This window comes from Cytobacillus sp. QJM3NY_8 (assembly GCF_056173585.1).
The window spans coordinates 923,093-943,266 of record NZ_CM149681.1; the positions used below are offsets into that span (position 1 = coordinate 923,093).

Sequence of the window (20,174 nt, forward strand, 5' to 3'; positions counted from 1 at the left end):
TGGTATAGGTGCCTGGCACTTTTAATGTTACAATGATAGCTATACTAACAAAATGATTGGGTGGAAATATGAGTAAAGCTATCAAATTAATTGCAGCTTTTAAATATAAGAATGAGTTTAAGGATGGCTATCCCCTGGTAACGGAGGAATCGGTGCAGCGGATTCCTAAGGGGATTGAAGAGGGTGCGGTCATTGAACTGACTGATGAGAGCGGGCGGTTTATCGGCAAAGGGTATTATGGAAAGCAGAATAAAGGCAGAGGCTGGATTCTCTCGCGTAATCCTCAGGAAACCTTCGACGAAGCGTTTTTTGCAAATAAATTTAAAGAAGCTTTAAAAAGGCGGGAAGCTCTTTTCCGTGATCCCGAAACAACTGCTTTTCGGGTTTTCAATGGAGAAGGAGATGGAATCGGAGGCATCACGATTGATTATTACGATGGCTTTTACGTGATCAGCTGGTACAGTGAAGGGGTTTACAGCTTCAGAAATACAGTAATTCAGGCATTGATGACCAGTGCTGATGTCAATGGCCTGTATGAAAAGAAACGGTTTGCTGTAAAAGGCACCTATATAGAGGATGATGATTTCGCAGCAGGGGAACGGGCATCTTTTCCGCTGATGGTGAAGGAGAATGGAATCAGCTTTCCCATTTATCTCAATGATGGCGCCATGGTAGGTGTATTTCTTGATCAGAGGCAAGTCCGGAAGACAATCAGGGATAAGTATGCTAAAGGAAAAACGGTACTGAACACGTTCTCTTATACGGGCGCTTTTTCAGCGGCAGCCGCATTAGGGGGAGCAGTGAAAACAACCAGTGTCGACCTTGCCAACCGCAGCAAAAGCAAAACCATCGAAATGTTCAGCGTCAATGGCATTGATTTTGAGGCACAGGATATTATTGTGGAAGATGTGTTCAACTACTTCAAATACGCCGTTCGGAAGCAGCTGAAATTTGATATGGTCATCCTTGACCCTCCAAGCTTTGCCCGTTCCAAAAAGCATACATTCAGCGCCAGAAAAGATTACCCGGAACTGCTCGCACAGGCCATTCAGATAACTGAAAAGAATGGAATCATTGTGGCATCATCAAACTGCAGCACATTCAACATGAAAAAATTCAAAGACTTTATCAAAAAAGCATTCACACAAACAGGGGACCGCTACAAAATCCTTGAGGAATTCACCCTTCCTGAAGACTTCCGCACCATTAAGGAATTCAAAGAAGGAGACTATCTTAAAGTAGCATTCATACAGAAGCTGTAAATAAAAGAATGACAGGCACCTATACCAATTGGTAATGGTGCCTGTCACCTTTTATTGATATTTAGCCCGCAGTTCCTTCATCTCTTCTACAAGTTTCTTCCCGATTTCCTGTGAAAAGTCTTCATAGACAGGATCCAGCTTAGACTGCCATTTCTGTTTTTCTTCAGATGTAAGCTCATGAATTTGAATGGAGGAATTCTGCCTGATTTTTTCAAGCAGTTCTTCGTTCATTTCAAAAGCCATCCGGCTGTTCCAGGCGGTTGTTTCTTCCATTGCCTCGAGCAGAATCTTCTTTGTTTCCTCTGTCTGCTCATTCCAGACCTTCTCGCTCATCATCACTGCATATCCAAGATAGCCATGATTGCTGATTGTCATATGCTTTTGCAGATTATAAAATTTCTTTGAGTAGATGTTGGAAATGGTGTTTTCTTCACCATCCACATCGCCTTCTTCCAGGAGTTTATAAGTGGAATTGAATGAATCCTGAACTGCCTTTGCCTTCAGGCGGCTGAATTGGGCAGATATCACATCACTTTGCATAATCCGGAAGGATTGCCCTTTCAGATCCCCTGGTTTTTGGATGGGGCCCTGATTTGAAGTGATCTGCTTAAATCCATTTGGCCAGTGGGCGAGCCCTTTTATGCCGTCCCCCTGCAGGGATCTCAGCAGCAGCTCGCCGATTTGCCCGTTCAGGCCTTCCATAGCAGCTTCACGCGAAGGGAACGCAAAAGGCAGATCCAGCACTCCCCATTGCGGTGAAAGCATGCCAAGCTTGGATGTGGAGGGGGCAATAAAGTGAACCTGGCCTTCTCTAAGAGCATTAATTTCTTCAATATCGGAATAGAGACTGCCATTTGGAAACACTTCTATTTTAATATGGCCATTCGACTTTTCGGCGACAAGCTCTGCAAACTTTTGGGCTGCAAGGCCCTTCGGGGTATTTTCAGCCACCACATGGCTGAACTTGAAGACAATTTGATCCTTGAGCCCTTCCTGGTCATCATCGTAGGGAACCGCATCCCTTGGAAAAAAGCTTTGATAGCCAAAGAAGACAGCCAGCAGCAAAACCATACCGGCAAGGAGAATATAGCCTGTGGCGCTTTTCATTTGAATCCTCCTTTTTAAAACTATTAATGTTATCATACTTACAAGAATTCTATCCGTAAAGACAGAAGGGAGGGTCCCTTGTGAATCAGATGCCCATCCGCTGGAAGATTACCATCCTGTCTTATGCAGTCGTTATTTTTTCTTTATTGATTGGCGGAATGGTGGTTATTGCAAACATCCAGGAGCAGGAAGAAAAAGAGCTGAGGATACGCTCGATGAATACAGCCAGAACGGTGGCAGAGCTGTCAGATGTAAAAAAAGGAATCCTCCAGCCGCAGGGCTGGAAGACGGTTAATAAAGTCGCAGAGGAAATCCGGATCATTAATGAAACAGACTATATCGTAATCATGAATATGGAGCGTATCCGCTATTCCCATCCGGTCAGGGAACTGATCGGCCAGCCATCTGCAGGTGAGGATGAGAAACCGGCTTTTGCCGAACATATTTATTTTTCCAAGGCAGAGGGAGACGTCGGTACCTTTATCCGCGCATTCATCCCGATTAAAGATGAAAGCCTCAATCAAATCGGTGTGGTCGTTGTCGGCAATAAGATCCCTTCGATTACGGAAATTATCGCTGATCTGGCCGGCGAAATCAGCATTATTGTCCTGCTGACGCTCATATTTGGACTGATCGGTTCTTTGATGCTTGCCAATCATATTAAAAAGCAGATGTTCCAGCTGGAGCCCCATGAAATCAAACGGATGCTGGAGGAAAGGACAGCCACCTTTCATTCGATCAATGAAGGCGTAATCGCGATCGATAACCAGGAAAACATTACGATTTTCAATGAAAAGGCAAAGAAAATTTTTAACGTAACTGGCGATGTCGCCGGCAAAAAAATCAGATCTGTTTTAAAAGACACCAGGCTCCCTGAAATAGTGGAGCGCAGCCGCGCAGTTTATAATGAACAAATCATTGTAAGCGGCAAGGTCATCTTAAGCACCAGAATTCCCATCCGGAAAGACAGCGAAATGATCGGAGCGGTAGCTATTTTCCAGGACCGCACGGAAGTCACGAAGCTGGCCGAAGAGCTGACCGGTGTAAAAAGCTTTGTTGAGGCGCTGAGAGTGCAGAACCATGAACATATGAACAAGCTTCACACCATTGCCGGATTGATTCAGCTCGGGAAAGCAGACAAAGCTTTAAAGCTGACGTTCGATGCGTCTGAAGAGCAGGAAAACCTCTCGAATTTCCTCAGCGATAAAATCAGGAACGATGCCATTGCAGGCCTATTATTAAGCAAAGTGCGGCGCGGAAAGGAATTGGGCATCACAGTGGTCATCGACCCAAACAGCAATCTGGAGGAGTTTCCAAGCCGCCTGGACCACCATGACTTTGTTTTGCTGCTGGGCAATCTGATTGAAAATGCGTTTGGAGCTTTTGAGCATAGTGAACGTGAAGATCGAAAAATAGATATCAGTATTGAGCAGACTGATGAGATTTGTGCGGTACTGGTGGAAGATAACGGCAGCGGGATAGAGGAAGCGATTTTGCCGAAGCTATATGAAAAAGGATTTACCGCCAATAAATCAGGCGGGACAGGCTATGGGCTTTACCTTGTCAAACAAATTACAGAAAAAGGCGGAGGAGCGATCGAGGTTTCAACAGGCCGGGATGAAGGAGCTTCCTTTACGATCACTTTTCCAATGGAAGCGGAGGGAGAGGCATATGGCGGTTAAAGAAGAAATCAATGTGCTGCTGATTGAAGATGACCCAATGGTCCAGGAAGTGAATAGAGAATTCATTGCAAGTGTGGAAGGATTCACGATTATTGCGGCAGCCGGAAATGGTGAGGAAGGAATCAGCCTTGCGAAAAAACTGAAGCCTGACCTGGTTATTTTGGATATTTTTATGCCGAAAAAAGATGGCATTCAAACCCTTCAGGAATTTAGAAAGCAGCACCTCGATTCTGATGTCATCGTCGTTTCCGCTGCAAAGGATAAGGAAACCATCAAGCTGATGCTTCAAAATGGCGCAAGAGATTATATCATTAAACCTTTTAAGCTGAACAGAATTCAGCAGGCTCTTGAAAAATACCGCCATTACAGAGAGAGCCTGAAGGAATCAGGCACACTGTCACAGGAGCAGCTGGATGCCCTGATTTATGCAAAGCAGGCGAAGAAAGAAGCAAACAGTCTGCCAAAAGGGCTGAATGAATTCACCTTAAATGAAATTACTGCATTTATGCAGCAGCAGACCGAACCCCGCTCTGCCGAAGAAGTTGCCAACGGCATCGGCATTGCCAGAGTAACCGCCCGCCGCTATCTTGATTACCTTGAAAAAAGCGGAGCAATCCGGCTGGATGTGCAGTACGGAGGAGTGGGCAGGCCTGTCAATCGGTATGTCATAGTTTAGTTATTATATTCCGAGACCAAAATGAACAAAACATCCGTTATGACCATAAACTTCTCGCTTTTATCTGAAAACGCTATCATTCCTAATAGAATGAATAGTTAGAAAAAAGGAGATGAGATCAAAGTGAAGAAGCAGCGGATTTATAAAAATTTAACCTTTCAGGTGTTAACGGCTATTTTTATCGGTGTTATGGTCGGACTGATTTGGCCGGAAGTCGGAAAAGAGATGAAGCCGGTAGGCGATACCTTCATCAACGCAGTTAAAATGGTCATCGCCCCGATTATTTTCCTGACTATCGTCCTTGGAATCGCCAAAATGGGTGATATGAAAAAAGTCGGCAAGGTTGGCGGCAAAGCGTTTATCTATTTTGAGGTTGTTACTACACTTGCTTTAATGATCGGTCTGATCGTCGTTAATGTCATTAAACCAGGTGCAGGCCTGAACTTTAATGAATTGGAAAAAGGAGATGTTTCACAGTATACAGCCAATGGCGGAGAGGGCATCAATTGGATTGAGTTTGTAACACATATTGTTCCTTCCAACATGGTGGATGCCTTTGCAAAAGGGGATATCCTGCAGGTTTTATTCTTCTCTATTTTATTTGGTGTCGGTTTGGCTGCTCTTGGTGAAAGGGGCAAAATCGTCATTGAATTTTTGGATAAGCTATCATTGGTCTTCTTTAAAATCATCGGCTATGTAATGAAGGCAGCCCCGCTTGGAGCATTTGGAGCCATGGCCTATACAATCGGGCATTTCGGACTGGCATCACTTGTTCCGCTTGGCAAACTGATGATTTCTGTGTACGTGACGATGTTCTTATTTATCTTTATTGTTTTAAATATTATCTGCAAAATGTACGGATTCAGCTTATGGAATTATTTGAAGTTCATCAAAGATGAAATTTTAATCGTATTAGGCACAAGTTCATCAGAATCAGTGCTTCCGAGAATGATGGATAAAATGGAGCGAATCGGCTGCTCCAAATCGGTTGTGGGTCTGGTCATTCCAACAGGGTACTCCTTTAACCTGGACGGTACATCCATTTACCTGTCCATGGCAGTTGTCTTCCTTGCACAAGTGTTCGGAGTGGATCTGACAATCGGCCAGCAGGTTACCATTCTATTAGTGCTCATGCTGACCTCAAAAGGTGCCGCGGGAGTAACTGGCAGCGGATTTATTGTATTGGCATCGACGCTTGCCGCCCTGCAGGTTATTCCTCTTGAAGGATTGGCGCTTCTTCTTGGTGTAGATCGCTTTATGAGTGAAGGAAGAGCAATAGTGAACCTGATCGGAAACGGAATCGCAACGATGGTTGTAGCAAAGAGCGAAAATGAATTTGATGAAAATAAGGCTAAAAAAGCCATTAGTGAAATGAAATTAATGAAGCAGGAACAGCAAAAACAGGCAGTATAAAAGATAAAGGCCATTTCCAACAAGGAAATGGCTTTATTCATTGTCGAAAACATTCCTAAGCTGACGACATTTCCTGCACCTATTTCCCGGGAAAAAATCAAGTATAAGAAGGATTGTCTGCCTTTTCAATCAAACGTTTGATTGAAAAGTAAATTGTTGAATTACCGCGAAAAACAGACAAAATTTAGAAAGTTATAAAAATTATATGATATGATTATTCTTAAAAAAGTGATAGGCACCTATACCACTTAAGCTAACTGGTATAGGTGCCTGTCACCGGAAAGAAGGTTCACATCGTGAAGCGCCTTAAGGTTCATTATGCGTGGATTATTTTAATATTGACGTTCTTGGCGTTGCTGGCTGCACAGGGTGTACGTTTGTCGTTCGGGGCGTTCATGGCGCCATGGGAGCATGAGTTTTCTGCGAATCGCAGTGTCATATCCTTCATTGCCTTCGTCAGCTATATTGTTTTTGCCATTTCACAGCCGTATGTTGGCAGGCTGATTGACAAATATGGCATCCGCTATATTCTATCCTGCAGCATTTTGGTGATCGGTTTTTCAACACTTCTCACCTTTTTCACCACTAATGCCGTCCAGCTGATTATCATCTATGGTGTAATCGCCTCGGTTGGTTTTGGAGGTGCATCCAATGTTGCGGGAACGATGGCGGTGGCGACCTGGTTTGCCGATAAAAAGGGTATGGCCATGGGACTGATGTCTGCAGGCACTGCAGCAGGACAGCTTATTCTTGTCCCGCTGTCCTTATTCCTAATTGACCAGCTCGGGTGGAAGACAACTGTGCTCGTGCTCGGCTGCTTTTTGATTGTATTCATTTTTCCGCTTCTTCTGCTCTTTATCCGTTCGAACCCGGCTGATCTCCATATCGAGGCTTATGGAGCGAGGGTGAGTGATAATGAGAAGGGAAGGCAAAAGGAAGCACCAAAAGGAACGCTATCTATATTCCAGCTCTTAAAGCGAAAAGAATTCCTGTTTCTCATGCTCCCGTTTTTCGTGTGCGGCGTCACCACTACAGGCCTGATGGATACCCATCTTATTCCCTTTGCCCAGTATTGCGGATTTACGCCTGGCGTTACCGGAGCCGCTGTCAGTCTGCTGGCCGGCTTCAACATTCTCGGCACAGTCGTATCCGGGTTTCTTGCAGATAGGTGGAATTGCAGAGGGATCCTTGCCTTTCTCTACGGAGTACGGGCCCTGACAATTGTTCTTCTGCTCATCATCGTAAATGATGCTTCCCTGTTTGGCTTTTTCGTCACTCAATCTCATTTGTTGATTCTGTTTGCCATCAGCTTTGGGATTGTCAATTTTGCCACTGTCGCACCGACCATGAAACTGGCTGCGGAATATTTCAGGCATCTGTCCGCCGGAGCGGTGATTGGCTGGATTTATTTGAGCCATCAGCTGGGTTCTGCTCTTGGTTCCTTCGTCCCTGGTGTCATATTTGATCTGACAGGGAGCTATGACAGTTCTTTCATTGCATCCATCATTCTTCTTGTTCTGGCATCCGCCTTAAGCATAATGCTTCCGAGACCAGGAGCAGACTATCAGTATGCGAACAGCAGGGAATTAGCGGAAAATAGTTAGGAGCTTAAAATCGACACTTTATTTCTCATCGGTTAAAATATTAATATTGAAATAACAGTTCGGTTAGGGGAGACAGGCATGCATCGTAATCATGATCTATATCAATTTTTCCTTGAAAAAACCTGGGACTTAACAGAAGAATGGTATAAAAATGTGGACAAAGAAGAGAGCGGCGGGATATATACATCAGAAGACCCCGCTGTGATTGAACGAGTAAAGAAGCAAAATTACGAATTCCACAAGCAGTTCTCCGAAGTCTTCCATAAAGAAGAAGAAGCTTTCTTTCGTGAGCTGGAAAGCTGGATTGTCAAAGTGGCGCAGGATGATGAACACCTCCGTACGCCTCTGGAGATGATCCTGCAGGAGTTCTTTAACACCCAGGAACAGTATTTGAACCTGCTTGAGCAGTTTGTTGAAATCAGCCAGGGTCAATATGATGAAAAACAAATTGCCTTATGGCGCAGGATGATCATTAGAACCATCGGTGAGGTGGTTACCTGGTTCACGGAGGAGTATAATAACCATTCCCAGAAGAGGCTGCAGGCACAGCAGGCTTTAATCCTTGAACTAAGTTCCCCGGTCATTTCCCTGACAGAAGATATCGCACTTCTTCCTCTTGTCGGGGATATTGATACAGCACGAGCGAAAATCATGCTTGAAAATACACTTCAGCAGTGCAATAAATTAGGTGTCAGCCAGCTGTTCCTTGACCTTTCAGGCGTAGTCATGATTGATACTATGGTAGCCCATCAGCTTTTCCAGCTGATAGAAGCGCTAAGCCTGATCGGCGTAAAGACGACAATCTCCGGCTTAAGACCGGAAATTGCCCAGACTGCAGTACAGCTCGGTTTGACATTTGATCATGTCAGCATCAAATCCACACTATCCAGTGCCATTAAATCAGCAAACATAATAGCAGGGTAATAAAAAACACGATGAAGGATGCCTTCATCGTGTTTTTGCGTCTATTCCAATCCTTTAATGGTCATTTCCTTCACAGGCAGGAATGCCTCACCTGTATCCAGATAGTTCACGTCCACCTGATCGCCTTCCTTCAGATAAATGGCCATCGGCACGGTTTCAGATGAAACCACATAGCTCTGGCGGTTATCCAGGAGGAATGATACGACGGTGAATTCGCCGGATTTCTCCTTGTACACCCGCAGTACAGTGCCGCTCACCTGTTTCTCCTCTGCTTTTGAGCTTCCGTCTACCGTGCCTCCGCCTCGCTGCAATGCGGTTTTATATAAACGCAATGCTTCATTTGGCGTTGTCCCGTAAGCAGATATTTCCGGATTGGCAGCTGATACAATAAAGTAGTTCTGCAGGAATCCGTTGGCATCAAGCACAGGCGTCAGCCAGCTCGCTTCCCCGTAGAAGTTATACAGAACAGGCATTTCACCGCTCCATTTTTTCTCGATGAATTTCTTCTCGATAATCTGGAGGGCACCCTGCGAATCCATATAAGATTCCTCAAGATTACCTGTAAAGAAGGTCGCTTCGCCCGTCCTTGAATTTGTCAGAGAATAGCCAAGCATCGAATCGACGCCTTCTTTGGGACTTGTAAAATCTGTGAAGTAATACATATCGCCATTTTCATCAAAAATCGGACTCACATTGGCTTCTGTTCCTTCATCCGATGGAAGCCTAACATCTGACTTTCCGAATTTGCTGTTCCAGAAGCCGTGGACATAATTCCCGAAATAGCTGTTCTGCAGACTGACAGTTTCAGGGGAAACAGCTCCATCCACAAAGGCCGGCACATCCGCAAGTTTATAGGACTCCGTCTGTCCGTTCAGCGGGTCAACCATGACCACCCCTTGAACATCAAAGCCATTTCTCGCCGAAATAAACTCTCCATATGAACGGATATAAAACGGCTTTCCGTCGTCATCCACCTCCAGCTGCACATCTCCGTAAAAAATGGCCTGCGGATACTGCATCCGAATATGGCGCTCAATATTTTTATTAAAATAAGAGGATGGTGTATACACCATATCACTTTTCACAAACTTTGGATTGGCAGAGGAGTCAGTTGCGCTGATTGTAAAATAGCCAGGTGTTTTATCTCCATTCCACCATTTGAAAAAGCCCGAAAACTCTACAGGCGCTATATAAACATATTCTCCATTGACTTTCTGGATCTGCAGGCTGCCAAGCTCATAATAGCTCGTATTCGGAACCTGCCCGAAAGCCTTCTTCATCTTATTGCGTGCAAACTGCGGCGGCACGCTTGCCGGTGTTTCTTTTTCATCAAACGTCTCAATCTCCGTTTTTTCATTCATTTTGGCACTTTCATATTTATCATCTGCGTTGAATAGAAAAGCTGTCAGAAAGAAAATCCCTGCAATCAGACTGACGGCAAACACACCTGTTTTTATCATTCGTTCCCTGCCTGTCGCAAGAACAGCTCCAATTAATGAAGCGATAACCGCAAACAGCCATAAGCTGGTCAAGTTCCGGTCCAGATTGGTGAAATAATACACGGCAAAAACAAGCAGCACAGATACAGCGGCGGTGCCGGCCATAATTCCGGTCCCCAGTTTCCTGCCTTCTTTTTCCTTTGCCTTTGCCTTCGGTTTATAGCTGAACGGAATCAGCAGGATAGCAACCGCCAGTCCGGCAATCAGTGAAAAAATAAAAATATTTCCCATAAGAATCTCTCCTAAAGTAAGTTCTTTACTATTTAATACGGACGGCAGACAAAAAAGTTTCATATAGAAAAAACTACCACTCCAAGTTACTTGTAGTGTAAAATTACACTATATAAACGGTTGGGAGTGACAAATACATGAAAAAATTACTGTTGATTATAGCAGGCTTGTTAATTCTGGCTACACCCGTCTTTTTTCTTTATGTATTAAATAATGGCAATCCCATCATGAACAAGTGGATAACCCATGAGGTGAAGAAGCATCTGGATGGAACAGACTATGACGAAAGTGATTTTCAGGAACACAGCTATAGCATACCTAAGATGGACATCAATCATGATTTTTACCATACCCATTATTATGTCATTTTCAAAGATGAACCGAACATAATCTATTACTATGGCAAAAAGAAGTGGTTTGGGGATGTTGTTCAGTTTTGTGAAAAAGAGGACGCTTCCACATATGAGTTTGTAACGGGGAATACGGAACATAGTGAAGAAGTCTGTGTATCGATGCTGGATAACCGTTAAAAGAAAAAGGATTCTTCCGCCTTGAACCAGAATAGGTTTAGCATTACATACTTAAGGAGATTTTTTATGATCAAATATGAATTTGCCTTACCGGATCAGGATCAATTATTTCAGTTATATGAAAATGACGGCTGGAATGAATTTTTGAAGCTGCCGAAAGAAAAACTGCATAAGGCGATGGAGCAGAGCTGGCTGGTGATCAGTGCCTATGATGGAGATTGCCTGATCGGGACAGGGCGCATTATTTCAGACGGAGTGATTAATGCCTATCTTTGCGGATTAATCGTTGATCCAGGTTATCGCAGCCAGGGCATCGGAAAGGAAATGGTGCGCAGGCTGGCAGTGGAGTGCTCGAAGGCACGGCTGCATGTGCAATTGATGGCTGAGGAAGAGAAAGCGGGCTATTATGAAAAGCTGGACTTTGAGGTTTTTACCTTAGGCTTGAAGTATAAGTTTTCAGGCTAAAGTTGTAGTCATTTTCAGTCAGAACGGCGATTTAGCATAAAGTTTCCAGCATTAAAATGGGTAATGTAAAATATGAGAAACGGAGGCAATTCTAATGGAAAAATATATATGCAAAACGTGCGGAACGCAATTTCCGCCTTCGGTCCATCAGCCTGAAAGCTGCCCGATCTGCATGGAAGAGCGCCAGTACGTTGGACCCCGTGGCCAGGAATGGACAACATTACATGAAATGACGGAAAGCCAAATTTATATAAATGAAATACAGAAGGAGGAATCCAATCTTTACAGCATGAAAACAGTGCCGGAGTTTGCCATCGACCAGACAGCTTATCTTATTCAGCATAACGGTTTTAATCTGATGTGGGACTGTATTACCTATCTCGATGAGCACACGATTGACACCATAAAAGATCTAGGCGGATTAGACGCAATCGCACTGTCCCATCCTCATTACTATTCAGCTCAGGCGGAATGGGCGGAAACATTCAATGTGCCGATCTATATACACGAAGACGACAGGGAATGGGTGATGAGGGACAGTGAACACATTATTTTCTGGAGCGGAGAATCGCTCAAAGTTCAAGATGGCCTGGTCATCCACCGCCTTGGCGGACATTTTAAAGGCGGTGCTGTCCTTCATTGGGAAAATGGGAGCCAGGGCAAAGGCGTTCTGCTCACCGGCGACATCATTCAGGTTGTCGCAGATAGTGGGTGGGTCAGCTTCATGTACAGCTACCCGAATCTCATCCCTCTTCCGGCTGAAACGGTAGAACGAATGGCTGGCAGAATAAAAACGCTATCATTTGACCGGATCTACAACGCGTTTCACAGAGTTATAGAAAAAGAGGCAGACCTTGCAGTGCAGCGGTCAGCTAAACGCTATATAAAAGCAGTCCGGGGCGAGCTTTTTCAAACCTAATATTGGCTCTGTAAATAGATATTTAGTAAAATAAGGTAATAGAATGGGAGGGAACGCGATGTTAAAAAAACCTAAATCCAATGAATATGCACCCTATTATGAGAAATATGTCAGCTCCGTACCGGAAGGGGACCTGCTGCAGATCCTCGATGTGCAAATAAAGGAAACGATGAATCTGGTAAAAGACCTGAATGAAGATCAGGCTCAATTCCGTTATGCTCCGGAAAAATGGACCATTAAAGAAGTTATCGGCCATATCACAGATACCGAACGCATCATGAGCTACCGCCTGCTTTGCATTGGCAGAGGGGAGATGGCCAAGCTGCCTGGCTATGATGATAATGAGTATGTGAAGAATGGGCAATTCAACCGTTTCAGCATCCGGGAACTGGTAGAGCAGCTGTCCTATGTACGCCAAAACACGATTGCTCTACTAAAAAGCATGGATGATGAGTCACTGCTAAGGAGAGGGAATGCAAACGGCACGGAAGTAACCGCCCGGGCCATCGCCTATATTATTGCCGGCCATGAACTTCATCACCGCACCTTCATTAAAGACAGGTATATGGGTGCAGAAGGCTTTGGTGGAACACATTGAATAAGCATGAAATAGTGAGCTGGCTGAAATCCCTTCTGATTGCCTTTGGAATCGCTATGGTGATCAGGGTCTTCCTTTTTTCACCTTACTATGTGGAAGGAGCCTCCATGGATCCGACCCTTCATGACGAGGAAAAAATATTCGTAAATAAATTTGAAGAACTGGACAGAGGCGATATTGTCATCATCAAGGGCGAAGAAAAAAACTATGTTAAAAGATTAATAGGATTCCCCGGCGATGAATTGGAGATGAAAGATGACCATCTGTATATAAATGGCAAGCAGTGGGATGAAGACTATCTCTCAGAAAATCGCAAAGCAGCAGAAGGAATTGTCAACAAACTGACCGGTGACTTCGGCCCTCTAACTGTTCCGGAAGATCACTATTTTGTGATGGGCGACAACCGCCTTGTCAGCCTGGACAGCCGTAATGGACTCGGATACATCGAGAAGGAGCGGATTATCGGTGTCAGCGAATTTGTCTGGTATCCTTTTTCAAACGTAAGAAAAGTAGATTAGCTTCAGGAGCGGCAAGCACCGCTCCCTTTACATAATAGGGGGGATCTTGTGGAATTGTTTCTTCAGGTAGCTGCCTATTTTATCTTTGCTGCCGGGTCTTTTTATTTCTTTTTCGGCGGAGTAAGAAAACCGGCTGGAAAATACGCGCTAAGGCACAAGAGCTTTATCTTTTTGATCAGCTTCTTAATACTGAGCGGATATTTCTGGTTCGGCAGATGATGAGGGTGAAGCCTGTATGCTGGAGCCACTATTCTATTTGCAGATTTCGACATTCTATTTATGAAAGCTGCCCTTCTATTTGCATCCTCCAAAAGGAAATTGCCTATTTTAATTAAATACCGAAACAAGTGAAAAGAAAGGGCGTGTTACAGATGACAAAAATCGGATTGATCAGGCACGGGATTACAGCCTGGAATAAGGAGGGACGGGCACAGGGAAGCTCGGATATTCCTCTCCATGAAGAAGGATTGGCTGAGGCGGAACGCCTGGCAGAACGGCTTGGCCGAGAAAGCTGGGATGTGATTTATTCAAGCAATCTCCTGAGGGCAAAGCAGACTGCGGAAGCCATCCAGGAGAAAACCGGTTCCATTCCCCTTCACCTCGATCCCCGAATAAGGGAAGTCGGCGGCGGGATGATTGAAGGCACAACCGAAGCAGAGCGTCTTGAAAAATGGGGCAAAGACTGGCGGGAAATGGACCTCGGTTTTGAGCCGAAAGAAAGCATCATTCATAGAGGACTTGAGTTCCTCCAGGAAATCACAGATAAGCACCCGGGCGAAAACGTGCTGATCGTAAGCCACGGTTCCTTCATCCGCCATCTGTTAAGGGAACTTGTGCCGCACACGGATCTGTCCTCCCCGCTGAAAAACACATCCATCACAAAGCTTTTGATCAAAGATAGTCAGTGGATCTGTGAGCTGTATAACTGCACGAAGCATCTTGAGGTGAAGCAGATAGAATCATGTTAAGCCAGTAAAAAAACAGCAGGCTGCCGCTGCTGTTTTTTTATTCATTATGTATCTTCGACTTAAAGTTCGGAAATGTAAACCTGAAAACAGTGCCTTTACCCACTTCGCTTTTGACGCGAACATTGCCATCCATGGCCCTTACAATACTGAACACGACCATCATACCGAGACCTGTCCCTTTGGAGCCTTTTGTAGAATAGTAGGGTTCACCTAAACGCTGAAGCTGATCGGACGTCATGCCGACACCGGTGTCTTTTATTTCGATGGTGATCTGGCTGCTGCTATAGTGTGTTTCTATGTATAATTGCCCGCCGCGCGGCATGGCCTCGATTGAATTTTTAATTACATTCAGAAAGCATTGGTGGAATTTTTGCCGATCACCTTTAATCGATCCGAGGAGGGCAAAATGGGCATTAATCTCTACGGAATTCTGATTGGCGGTCGGTTTTAATATATTCATGACTTGCATTAGTTCTTTTTTTACATTAATTTCTTCGATCTTATCTAAGGAAGGCTTGGAAAAGGTTAAATAATTTTGAATGACCTGTTCCGCCGATTCGAGTTCTGCTTTCACGATGCCCAAATACTCAACCCTTTTTCGCGGCGGCAGCCGCTGTTCCTGTAATAGCTGTACAAATCCAATTGCAGCCGTCAGGGGGTTGCGGATTTCATGTGAGATGGCTGCTCCCATTTGCTCCACAGCTTCAAGCTTTTCTGCCCTTACGAGATTTTCACGGATATCCAGATTTCTTTTGGCAAACTCGAATACATATGAAATCATGAAGACACCCAATGGCGGAATCACCAGGTAGGCAAACCAGGCATCAAACCGGTTCTGTGGCGGCACCGATAGTTCCATAACGACAACGGTCAGCACACTTAAAATCAGGGTTATGATAATCGAAAGGCGAATCCTTTTTCGCGGCACCTGCTTCCAAAACCAGGGATAGAGTCTCCAAAGAATAATCCCGAGGGGCAAATATAAAAGAATATTAGAATAAAACCCAGGTTCTACTCCATAAAAACTTCTCATCAAAATCACAGACCCGGCCAATGCGGGGCCGATTCCCGCATATAAACCGCCGATGATGACAGGTATCAATCGTAAATCAAAAAAGTAATGCGGGCTTGGCTGATAGGAAAACTGAAAGCATATCCAGATCATGAACAAAAGCCATATAAAAGAGCAGCCTTTGGAAAACCGGAATTTAGAGCTTTTTTCCGCCCATACCAGCACAATAAACAAGATGACGATCAAGAGCGATAGATTAAAGAAAAAATGCTTTGTGATTTCCACCGTTTCACCTGCCTCTTTGTGAGGTTATAAGAAAATTCTATATTGTTTTACTATTTATGACAATACTCATTTGCTTTTTTTATATAATATTGTCAGAAAATACAAAATTGTCGAGGGTGAAGATTAATATTTCAATGCGAGTGAAATATGGTTTGCCGAAACCTCTTTGTTATTTATTTTAAAAAGATGTATCATTCTAAATTTTTAGAACATATAATAAAATTAAAATAAATAAATAGATTAGAAAGGGTGAAATCCTCTTTGGATTTAATCAAAAAAACGATGGAGATTAATCTGGAACAGCAGAAGCTGATATCCAGCCCGCTAAGGATAAAAATTATTTACCTCCTCGCTAAAAAAGCCATGACAGCCAAACAGGTTGCTGAAGAGCTAGGGAAGTCTGCAGGAAGCATTCATTACCATATTCAGCAGCTTTATAAAGGCGAAATACTGGAGATTGAGGAAACGAAAGAAAACAGGGGAATTATCGAGAAGTATTACCGTTCAAAAGCGACGCAATTCAACTTGAAAGAAGAGAAAGGGCAGGAAAAAGGATCCAGCAGATCAATGGGAATAAGCATCTCCCTCACAGATGATGAATTAAAGGATTTTCAGGACGATTTGTATGATCTGATGGTTAAATACATGGAAAAAAGCGTAAAGGGGGCTATAAAGCGCAATTCATATGAAATCTCCTGCAGCTTCAAATTGCTTAATTCCGAGGAGGAAGATTAGATGGAAACCCAGATTAAAAAAAATATAACACTGTTTCTGACAGGGAAAATGACAGCAGTGCTCGGTTCCTCCATTTACGGTTTTGCCATTGGTTTATATATCCTTGCAGAAACAGGATCCAGTCTGAACTTTGCCATAACCCTCATTCTTAGTGCACTGCCAAGAATCCTGCTTTCCCCTGTTGCGGGCGCCCTCAGTGACAGGTGGAATCGCAAAAAAATCATCATTATTTCCGATTTTGCCTGTGCCGTCTGGCTGCTTGCCATTTTGCTGCTGTATCTTTTTGTCACACAGGAAATCTGGCTCCTCTACACAGCCACAGCTGTTCTAAGCATTTTGAATACCTTTTATTCAGCGGCAGTCACTTCAGCGATTTACAACATGGTCGGTCCTGATACTCTGCAAAAAGCGATGTCACTCAATCAGGCCGCAGCTTCATCATCCGCCATCTTGGGACCTGTTCTTGGGGGCGTCTTCTTTGGCATCTTTCATTTATCATTCTTCATGCTTATCAACATCATCGCCTTCACAGTCTCCGGCATCACCAGTTTACTAATTCAATACAATCTATTTGCAGAGAAAAAAGAAAGACTAGAAGAAAAGAGTATGATCTACGATCTGAAAATGGGCGTTTCATATGTGAAAAATCAGCCGTTCATTAAAAATCTCATTATCATTAGCATCTGGCTGAATTTTTGGTTCGCGGTTTTTCCCGTTGCGATGCCTTATCTGGTTCTGACTGTGCGGGAAATGAGTTCCCTTCAGCTGGGTATTATTGAAGGGGCCTTTTCCGTCGGGATGCTGATTATGTCGGTCGTTCTATCTGCCCGTCCCGAGGTAAAGAGAAAAGAAGTAACCATCTTTGGGGGCGTAATGGCCATGTCCCTCATCATTGCACTGCTTGGCCTCCCGAATTTTCCTGGCTTAATGGGCATTTCAAACAGCATCATGTTTCCTTTTTTAATTGGTATGGTCCTGCTGTTATCATCAGTTATCATGGTAATCAATATTCCGGTGATGGTTTTACTGCAAAAAGGCACGCCTGATGCCTATCGGGGCAGGGTTATGTCACTCCTTGAAACAGGAGCAAGTGCCATGACACCACTCGGCTTTATCTTTTTTGGCTTCCTGCTTGAAAAAATGCCTGTCTGGATCCTGATGGCTGCATGCGGAGGCTGTATTCTGGTGCTCATCCTGTATCATCTGCAAAAAAGAACCTTTATCCAGTGCTGAGAGATGCAGATCAGCCTAAAACAGAGATTAGCCCACAAGCCTGAGAGAAAGCAGTTTTCCGCTGCTTTCTTTTATTTTGCCGTTTATCGCCTAAGTTCTGGGGTATTTCAACATATAGATACATAGTTTGAATCGTAGCCCAGAAGCAATTGCTTCTTATATATAAGGAGGAAAATCATTTGAAACAAGATCCGGAAAACAAAGGTGTAAATGAGCACAGCAAGGACAGGCAGCTTGAAGAGTTTCGCATGGATAATACAGGAAAGAAGCTTACGACGAACCAGGGAGTCAAGGTTTCGGAGGATGAGCATTCGTTAAAAGCTGGTTCCCGCGGCCCGACCTTGATGGAGGACTTTCACTTCAGGGAAAAAATGACGCATTTTGACCATGAGCGCATCCCGGAACGGGTTGTCCATGCCCGCGGTTTTGGCGCACATGGCTACTTCCAGGTGTATGAACCCATGGCAGAATATACCCGGGCAAAGTTTCTGCAGGATCCATCTGTGAAAACCCCGGTCTTTGTTCGCTTCTCCACAGTTGCAGGCTCCCGCGGCTCGGCAGACTCTGTACGTGATGCCCGCGGCTTTGCAACGAAGTTTTATACCGAAGAAGGCAACTACGACTTAGTCGGCAATAATATTCCGGTGTTTTTCATTCAGGATGCCATCAAATTCCCTGATCTGGTTCATTCATTCAAGCCGGAGCCGCATAACGAAATGCCGCAGGCTTCAACGGCCCATGATACGTTCTGGGATTTTGCCGCCAACAATACTGAAACAGCCCATATGATCATGTGGACAATGTCAGACCGTGCCATCCCGCGCAGCTTCCGCATGATGGAGGGCTTTGGCGTTCACACGTTCCGATTTGTGAACGAGCAGGGCAAGGCACGTTTTGTGAAATTTCACTGGAAGCCTGTTCTGGGCACACATTCCCTGGTTTTTGATGAAGCCCAAAAACTTGCCGGAAAGGATCCGGATTTCCACCGACGTGATCTTTGGGAAGCCATCGAAATGGGGAATTACCCTGAATTTGAGCTTGGAGTTCAGATGATTGAGGAGGAAGATGAATTCTCCTTTGACTTTGATATTCTGGATGCAACAAAGCTATGGCCGGAGGAAATGGTCCCGGTTAAGATCATCGGGAAAATGACCCTGAACCGTAACCAGGATAATGTATTTGCTGAAACAGAGCAGGCCGCGTTCCACCCGGGACATGTCGTACCTGGCATTGATTTTTCAAATGACCCGCTGCTGCAGGGACGTTTATTTTCCTATACCGACACCCAGCTGATCCGCCTTGGCGGTCCGAACTTCCATGAGATCCCGATCAATCGTCCGGTCTGCCCGTTCCACAATAATCAGTATGACGGCTACCATCGCATGACGATTAATAAAGGGCCGGTTGCCTATCATAAAAACTCGATGCAGAATAATGATCCAAGCCCTGCCACAGCAGAAGAGGGCGGCTATGTTCATTACCAGGAAAAAGTCGAAGGACGCAAGGTGCGCGAGCGCAGCGACAGCTTCAAAGACCATTACAGCCAGGCGAAAATGTTCTGGAACAGCATGTCTGAAGTGGAAAAGCAGCATATGATCGAGGCGTTCCGCTTTGAAGTGGGCAAGGTGATGAACAAGGATGTGAAGCAGCAGGTTGTAGACATGTTCAGCAATGTGGATAGCTTCCTTGCCGAGCAAATTGCCCTCGGAGTTGGCGTAAAAGTGCCGGATGCTGCGAATGAATCCAAAGTGACGCTCTCTTCGCCTGCTCTTAGCCAAATGAACACAGCTAAATCACCTAAGACCCGGAAAGTCGCCATTCTCGCTGATAATGGATTCAACTATTCTGAAGTCAAAAGCGTAATGGAAGCTTTGAAAGGTGCAGGAATCATGCCGGAGATTGTCAGCAAAAACCTGGGCATGATCAAAGGAGACGGCGGAGAATTGGAAGCAGTGAAAACATTCCTGACCTCTCACTCAGTAATGTATGACGGCATCTATGTGGCAGGAGGAAAAGAAAGTGCTGAAGCCCTGAAGAAGGTGCCGCAGGCCAAGGAATTCGTCAGCGAAGCCTACAAGCATTTTAAAACCATTGCGTTTGGCGGCGAAGGAGCCGAACTGCTGCCTCAAGAAGCAATGAACACGCTGGGGCAATCACAAACCCTATCGGAAATGGGAATCGTCGAAATCAAAGCCGGCGATGCATCCGCAAGCGAAAATTTAATTAATAGCATTGCCATGCACCGGCACTGGGGACGTGCCATATAAGGTGCCATCGAAGCCAGCTGCCCGTTATGGGGAGGCTGGCTTTTTTCTGATTTCTTGATAGATAAAGGACTGACCGATATAGTTGGAAACTGACCGATAAATATGATGAAGTGATTTTGGCCGGTAAATTCCCCACTTTGGCCGGTATTTTCCTAAACTTGGCCGGTGAAACGGCAAAATAGGCCGGTAAATCCCCCATTTTGGCCGCAATTTTCATAATTCTGCTCCGATCTGCCAGCAGCCGCA

19 protein-coding genes are annotated in these 20,174 nt (G+C 44.7%); 16 read left to right on the top strand and 3 right to left on the bottom strand.

Annotation, left to right across the window (positions count from 1 at the left end; genetic code table 11):
* Window positions 1–68: 68 nt before the first annotated feature.
* Window positions 69–1,262 carry a class I SAM-dependent rRNA methyltransferase gene (locus AC0VZ9_RS04975; protein WP_217025810.1) on the top strand — a complete coding sequence of 398 codons (1,194 nt, stop codon included), beginning with the start codon at window positions 69–71 and terminating at the stop codon, window positions 1,260–1,262.
* Window positions 1,263–1,313: 51 nt separating this feature from the next.
* Here the strand turns inward: AC0VZ9_RS04975 and AC0VZ9_RS04980 are convergent, their stop codons facing one another.
* Complete coding sequence (locus AC0VZ9_RS04980) at window positions 1,314–2,369, bottom strand: TRAP transporter substrate-binding protein (protein ID WP_009335066.1); 1,056 nt, start codon at window positions 2,367–2,369, stop codon at window positions 1,314–1,316.
* Window positions 2,370–2,458: 89 nt separating this feature from the next.
* Between AC0VZ9_RS04980 and AC0VZ9_RS04985 the strand changes: the two genes are divergently transcribed.
* From AC0VZ9_RS04985 to AC0VZ9_RS05005, 5 genes are all read left to right on the top strand, one after another.
* Window positions 2,459–4,051 (top strand): ATP-binding protein, encoded by a 1,593-nt coding sequence (locus AC0VZ9_RS04985; RefSeq protein ID WP_254179081.1) that lies wholly within the window; start codon window positions 2,459–2,461, stop codon window positions 4,049–4,051.
* On the top strand, window positions 4,041–4,727 hold the full coding sequence (locus AC0VZ9_RS04990; protein WP_009335064.1) for a response regulator: 687 nt from the start codon (window positions 4,041–4,043) through the stop codon (window positions 4,725–4,727). The genes AC0VZ9_RS04985 and AC0VZ9_RS04990 overlap by 11 nt, the downstream gene beginning before the upstream one ends.
* A 123-nt stretch (window positions 4,728–4,850) precedes the next feature.
* Window positions 4,851–6,140 (top strand): C4-dicarboxylate transporter DctP, encoded by a 1,290-nt coding sequence (dctP, locus tag AC0VZ9_RS04995; RefSeq protein WP_475397081.1) that lies wholly within the window; start codon window positions 4,851–4,853, stop codon window positions 6,138–6,140.
* A 296-nt stretch (window positions 6,141–6,436) separates the two neighbouring features.
* On the top strand, window positions 6,437–7,744 hold the full coding sequence (locus AC0VZ9_RS05000) for an MFS transporter (RefSeq protein WP_034297291.1): 1,308 nt from the start codon (window positions 6,437–6,439) through the stop codon (window positions 7,742–7,744).
* Window positions 7,745–7,822: 78 nt separating this feature from the next.
* Complete coding sequence (locus AC0VZ9_RS05005) at window positions 7,823–8,668, top strand: STAS domain-containing protein (RefSeq protein ID WP_071157499.1); 846 nt, start codon at window positions 7,823–7,825, stop codon at window positions 8,666–8,668.
* 41 nt (window positions 8,669–8,709) lie between these two features.
* Here the strand turns inward: AC0VZ9_RS05005 and AC0VZ9_RS05010 are convergent, their stop codons facing one another.
* On the bottom strand, window positions 8,710–10,398 hold the full coding sequence (locus tag AC0VZ9_RS05010; protein WP_019382637.1) for a membrane protein: 1,689 nt from the start codon (window positions 10,396–10,398) through the stop codon (window positions 8,710–8,712).
* A gap of 137 nt (window positions 10,399–10,535) precedes the next feature.
* On the opposite strand from AC0VZ9_RS05010, the gene AC0VZ9_RS05015 reads away from it, so the two are divergent.
* The 7 genes from AC0VZ9_RS05015 to AC0VZ9_RS05045 all read left to right on the top strand — a co-directional run bounded on the left by AC0VZ9_RS05015 (window position 10,536) and on the right by AC0VZ9_RS05045 (window position 14,396).
* Complete coding sequence (locus tag AC0VZ9_RS05015) at window positions 10,536–10,928, top strand: DUF3139 domain-containing protein (RefSeq protein WP_019382636.1); 393 nt, start codon at window positions 10,536–10,538, stop codon at window positions 10,926–10,928.
* A gap of 66 nt (window positions 10,929–10,994) precedes the next feature.
* Complete coding sequence (locus tag AC0VZ9_RS05020) at window positions 10,995–11,393, top strand: GNAT family N-acetyltransferase (RefSeq protein ID WP_019382635.1); 399 nt, start codon at window positions 10,995–10,997, stop codon at window positions 11,391–11,393.
* Between the two features lie 94 nt (window positions 11,394–11,487).
* Complete coding sequence (locus tag AC0VZ9_RS05025; protein ID WP_019382634.1) at window positions 11,488–12,312, top strand: MBL fold metallo-hydrolase; 825 nt, start codon at window positions 11,488–11,490, stop codon at window positions 12,310–12,312.
* A gap of 58 nt (window positions 12,313–12,370) precedes the next feature.
* Entirely contained in the window at window positions 12,371–12,910 is a 540-nt protein-coding gene (locus AC0VZ9_RS05030) for a DinB family protein (protein ID WP_019382633.1), read from the top strand.
* A complete protein-coding gene (gene lepB / locus AC0VZ9_RS05035) occupies window positions 12,907–13,428 on the top strand; it encodes a signal peptidase I (protein WP_009335055.1) in 522 nt (173 codons plus the stop codon). The genes AC0VZ9_RS05030 and lepB overlap by 4 nt, the downstream gene beginning before the upstream one ends.
* A gap of 48 nt (window positions 13,429–13,476) precedes the next feature.
* On the top strand, window positions 13,477–13,647 hold the full coding sequence (locus tag AC0VZ9_RS05040; RefSeq protein ID WP_192908251.1) for a hypothetical protein: 171 nt from the start codon (window positions 13,477–13,479) through the stop codon (window positions 13,645–13,647).
* A gap of 152 nt (window positions 13,648–13,799) precedes the next feature.
* Window positions 13,800–14,396 carry a histidine phosphatase family protein gene (locus AC0VZ9_RS05045; protein WP_034297348.1) on the top strand — a complete coding sequence of 199 codons (597 nt, stop codon included), beginning with the start codon at window positions 13,800–13,802 and terminating at the stop codon, window positions 14,394–14,396.
* A gap of 37 nt (window positions 14,397–14,433) precedes the next feature.
* Here AC0VZ9_RS05045 and AC0VZ9_RS05050 read toward each other — a convergent pair whose 3' ends face one another.
* Window positions 14,434–15,693, bottom strand: a complete 1,260-nt coding sequence (locus tag AC0VZ9_RS05050) for a sensor histidine kinase (RefSeq protein ID WP_009335053.1) — start codon at window positions 15,691–15,693, stop codon at window positions 14,434–14,436.
* 261 nt (window positions 15,694–15,954) lie between these two features.
* Here AC0VZ9_RS05050 and AC0VZ9_RS05055 point away from each other — a divergent pair, with 261 nt between their 5' ends.
* The 3 genes from AC0VZ9_RS05055 to AC0VZ9_RS05065 all read left to right on the top strand — a co-directional run bounded on the left by AC0VZ9_RS05055 (window position 15,955) and on the right by AC0VZ9_RS05065 (window position 19,928).
* Complete coding sequence (locus AC0VZ9_RS05055; protein WP_019382628.1) at window positions 15,955–16,428, top strand: ArsR/SmtB family transcription factor; 474 nt, start codon at window positions 15,955–15,957, stop codon at window positions 16,426–16,428.
* Window positions 16,429–17,661, top strand: a complete 1,233-nt coding sequence (locus AC0VZ9_RS05060) for an MFS transporter (protein ID WP_475397082.1) — start codon at window positions 16,429–16,431, stop codon at window positions 17,659–17,661.
* Window positions 17,662–17,840: 179 nt separating this feature from the next.
* Window positions 17,841–19,928, top strand: coding sequence for a catalase (locus AC0VZ9_RS05065; protein WP_475397083.1), 2,088 nt, complete (start codon window positions 17,841–17,843; stop codon window positions 19,926–19,928).
* The last annotated feature ends 246 nt before the right edge of the window (window positions 19,929–20,174 follow it).

Bases quoted from the DNA above. Each gene is read 5' to 3' on its own strand.
- AC0VZ9_RS04980 (WP_009335066.1), bottom strand. From the start codon at position 2,369: ATGAAAAGCGCCACAGGCTATATTCTCCTTGCCGGTATGGTTTTGCTG.
- AC0VZ9_RS04985 (WP_254179081.1), top strand. From the start codon at position 2,459: ATGCCCATCCGCTGGAAGATTACCATCCTGTCTTATGCAGTCGTTATT.
- AC0VZ9_RS05020 (WP_019382635.1), top strand. From the start codon at position 10,995: ATGATCAAATATGAATTTGCCTTACCGGATCAGGATCAATTATTTCAG.
- AC0VZ9_RS05030 (WP_019382633.1), top strand. From the start codon at position 12,371: ATGTTAAAAAAACCTAAATCCAATGAATATGCACCCTATTATGAGAAA.
- AC0VZ9_RS05005 (WP_071157499.1), top strand. From the start codon at position 7,823: ATGCATCGTAATCATGATCTATATCAATTTTTCCTTGAAAAAACCTGG.
- AC0VZ9_RS04975 (WP_217025810.1), top strand. From the start codon at position 69: ATGAGTAAAGCTATCAAATTAATTGCAGCTTTTAAATATAAGAATGAG.
- AC0VZ9_RS05060 (WP_475397082.1), top strand. From the start codon at position 16,429: ATGGAAACCCAGATTAAAAAAAATATAACACTGTTTCTGACAGGGAAA.
- AC0VZ9_RS04990 (WP_009335064.1), top strand. From the start codon at position 4,041: ATGGCGGTTAAAGAAGAAATCAATGTGCTGCTGATTGAAGATGACCCA.
- AC0VZ9_RS05045 (WP_034297348.1), top strand. From the start codon at position 13,800: ATGACAAAAATCGGATTGATCAGGCACGGGATTACAGCCTGGAATAAG.
- AC0VZ9_RS05010 (WP_019382637.1), bottom strand. From the start codon at position 10,398: ATGGGAAATATTTTTATTTTTTCACTGATTGCCGGACTGGCGGTTGCT.
- AC0VZ9_RS05015 (WP_019382636.1), top strand. From the start codon at position 10,536: ATGAAAAAATTACTGTTGATTATAGCAGGCTTGTTAATTCTGGCTACA.
- AC0VZ9_RS05025 (WP_019382634.1), top strand. From the start codon at position 11,488: ATGGAAAAATATATATGCAAAACGTGCGGAACGCAATTTCCGCCTTCG.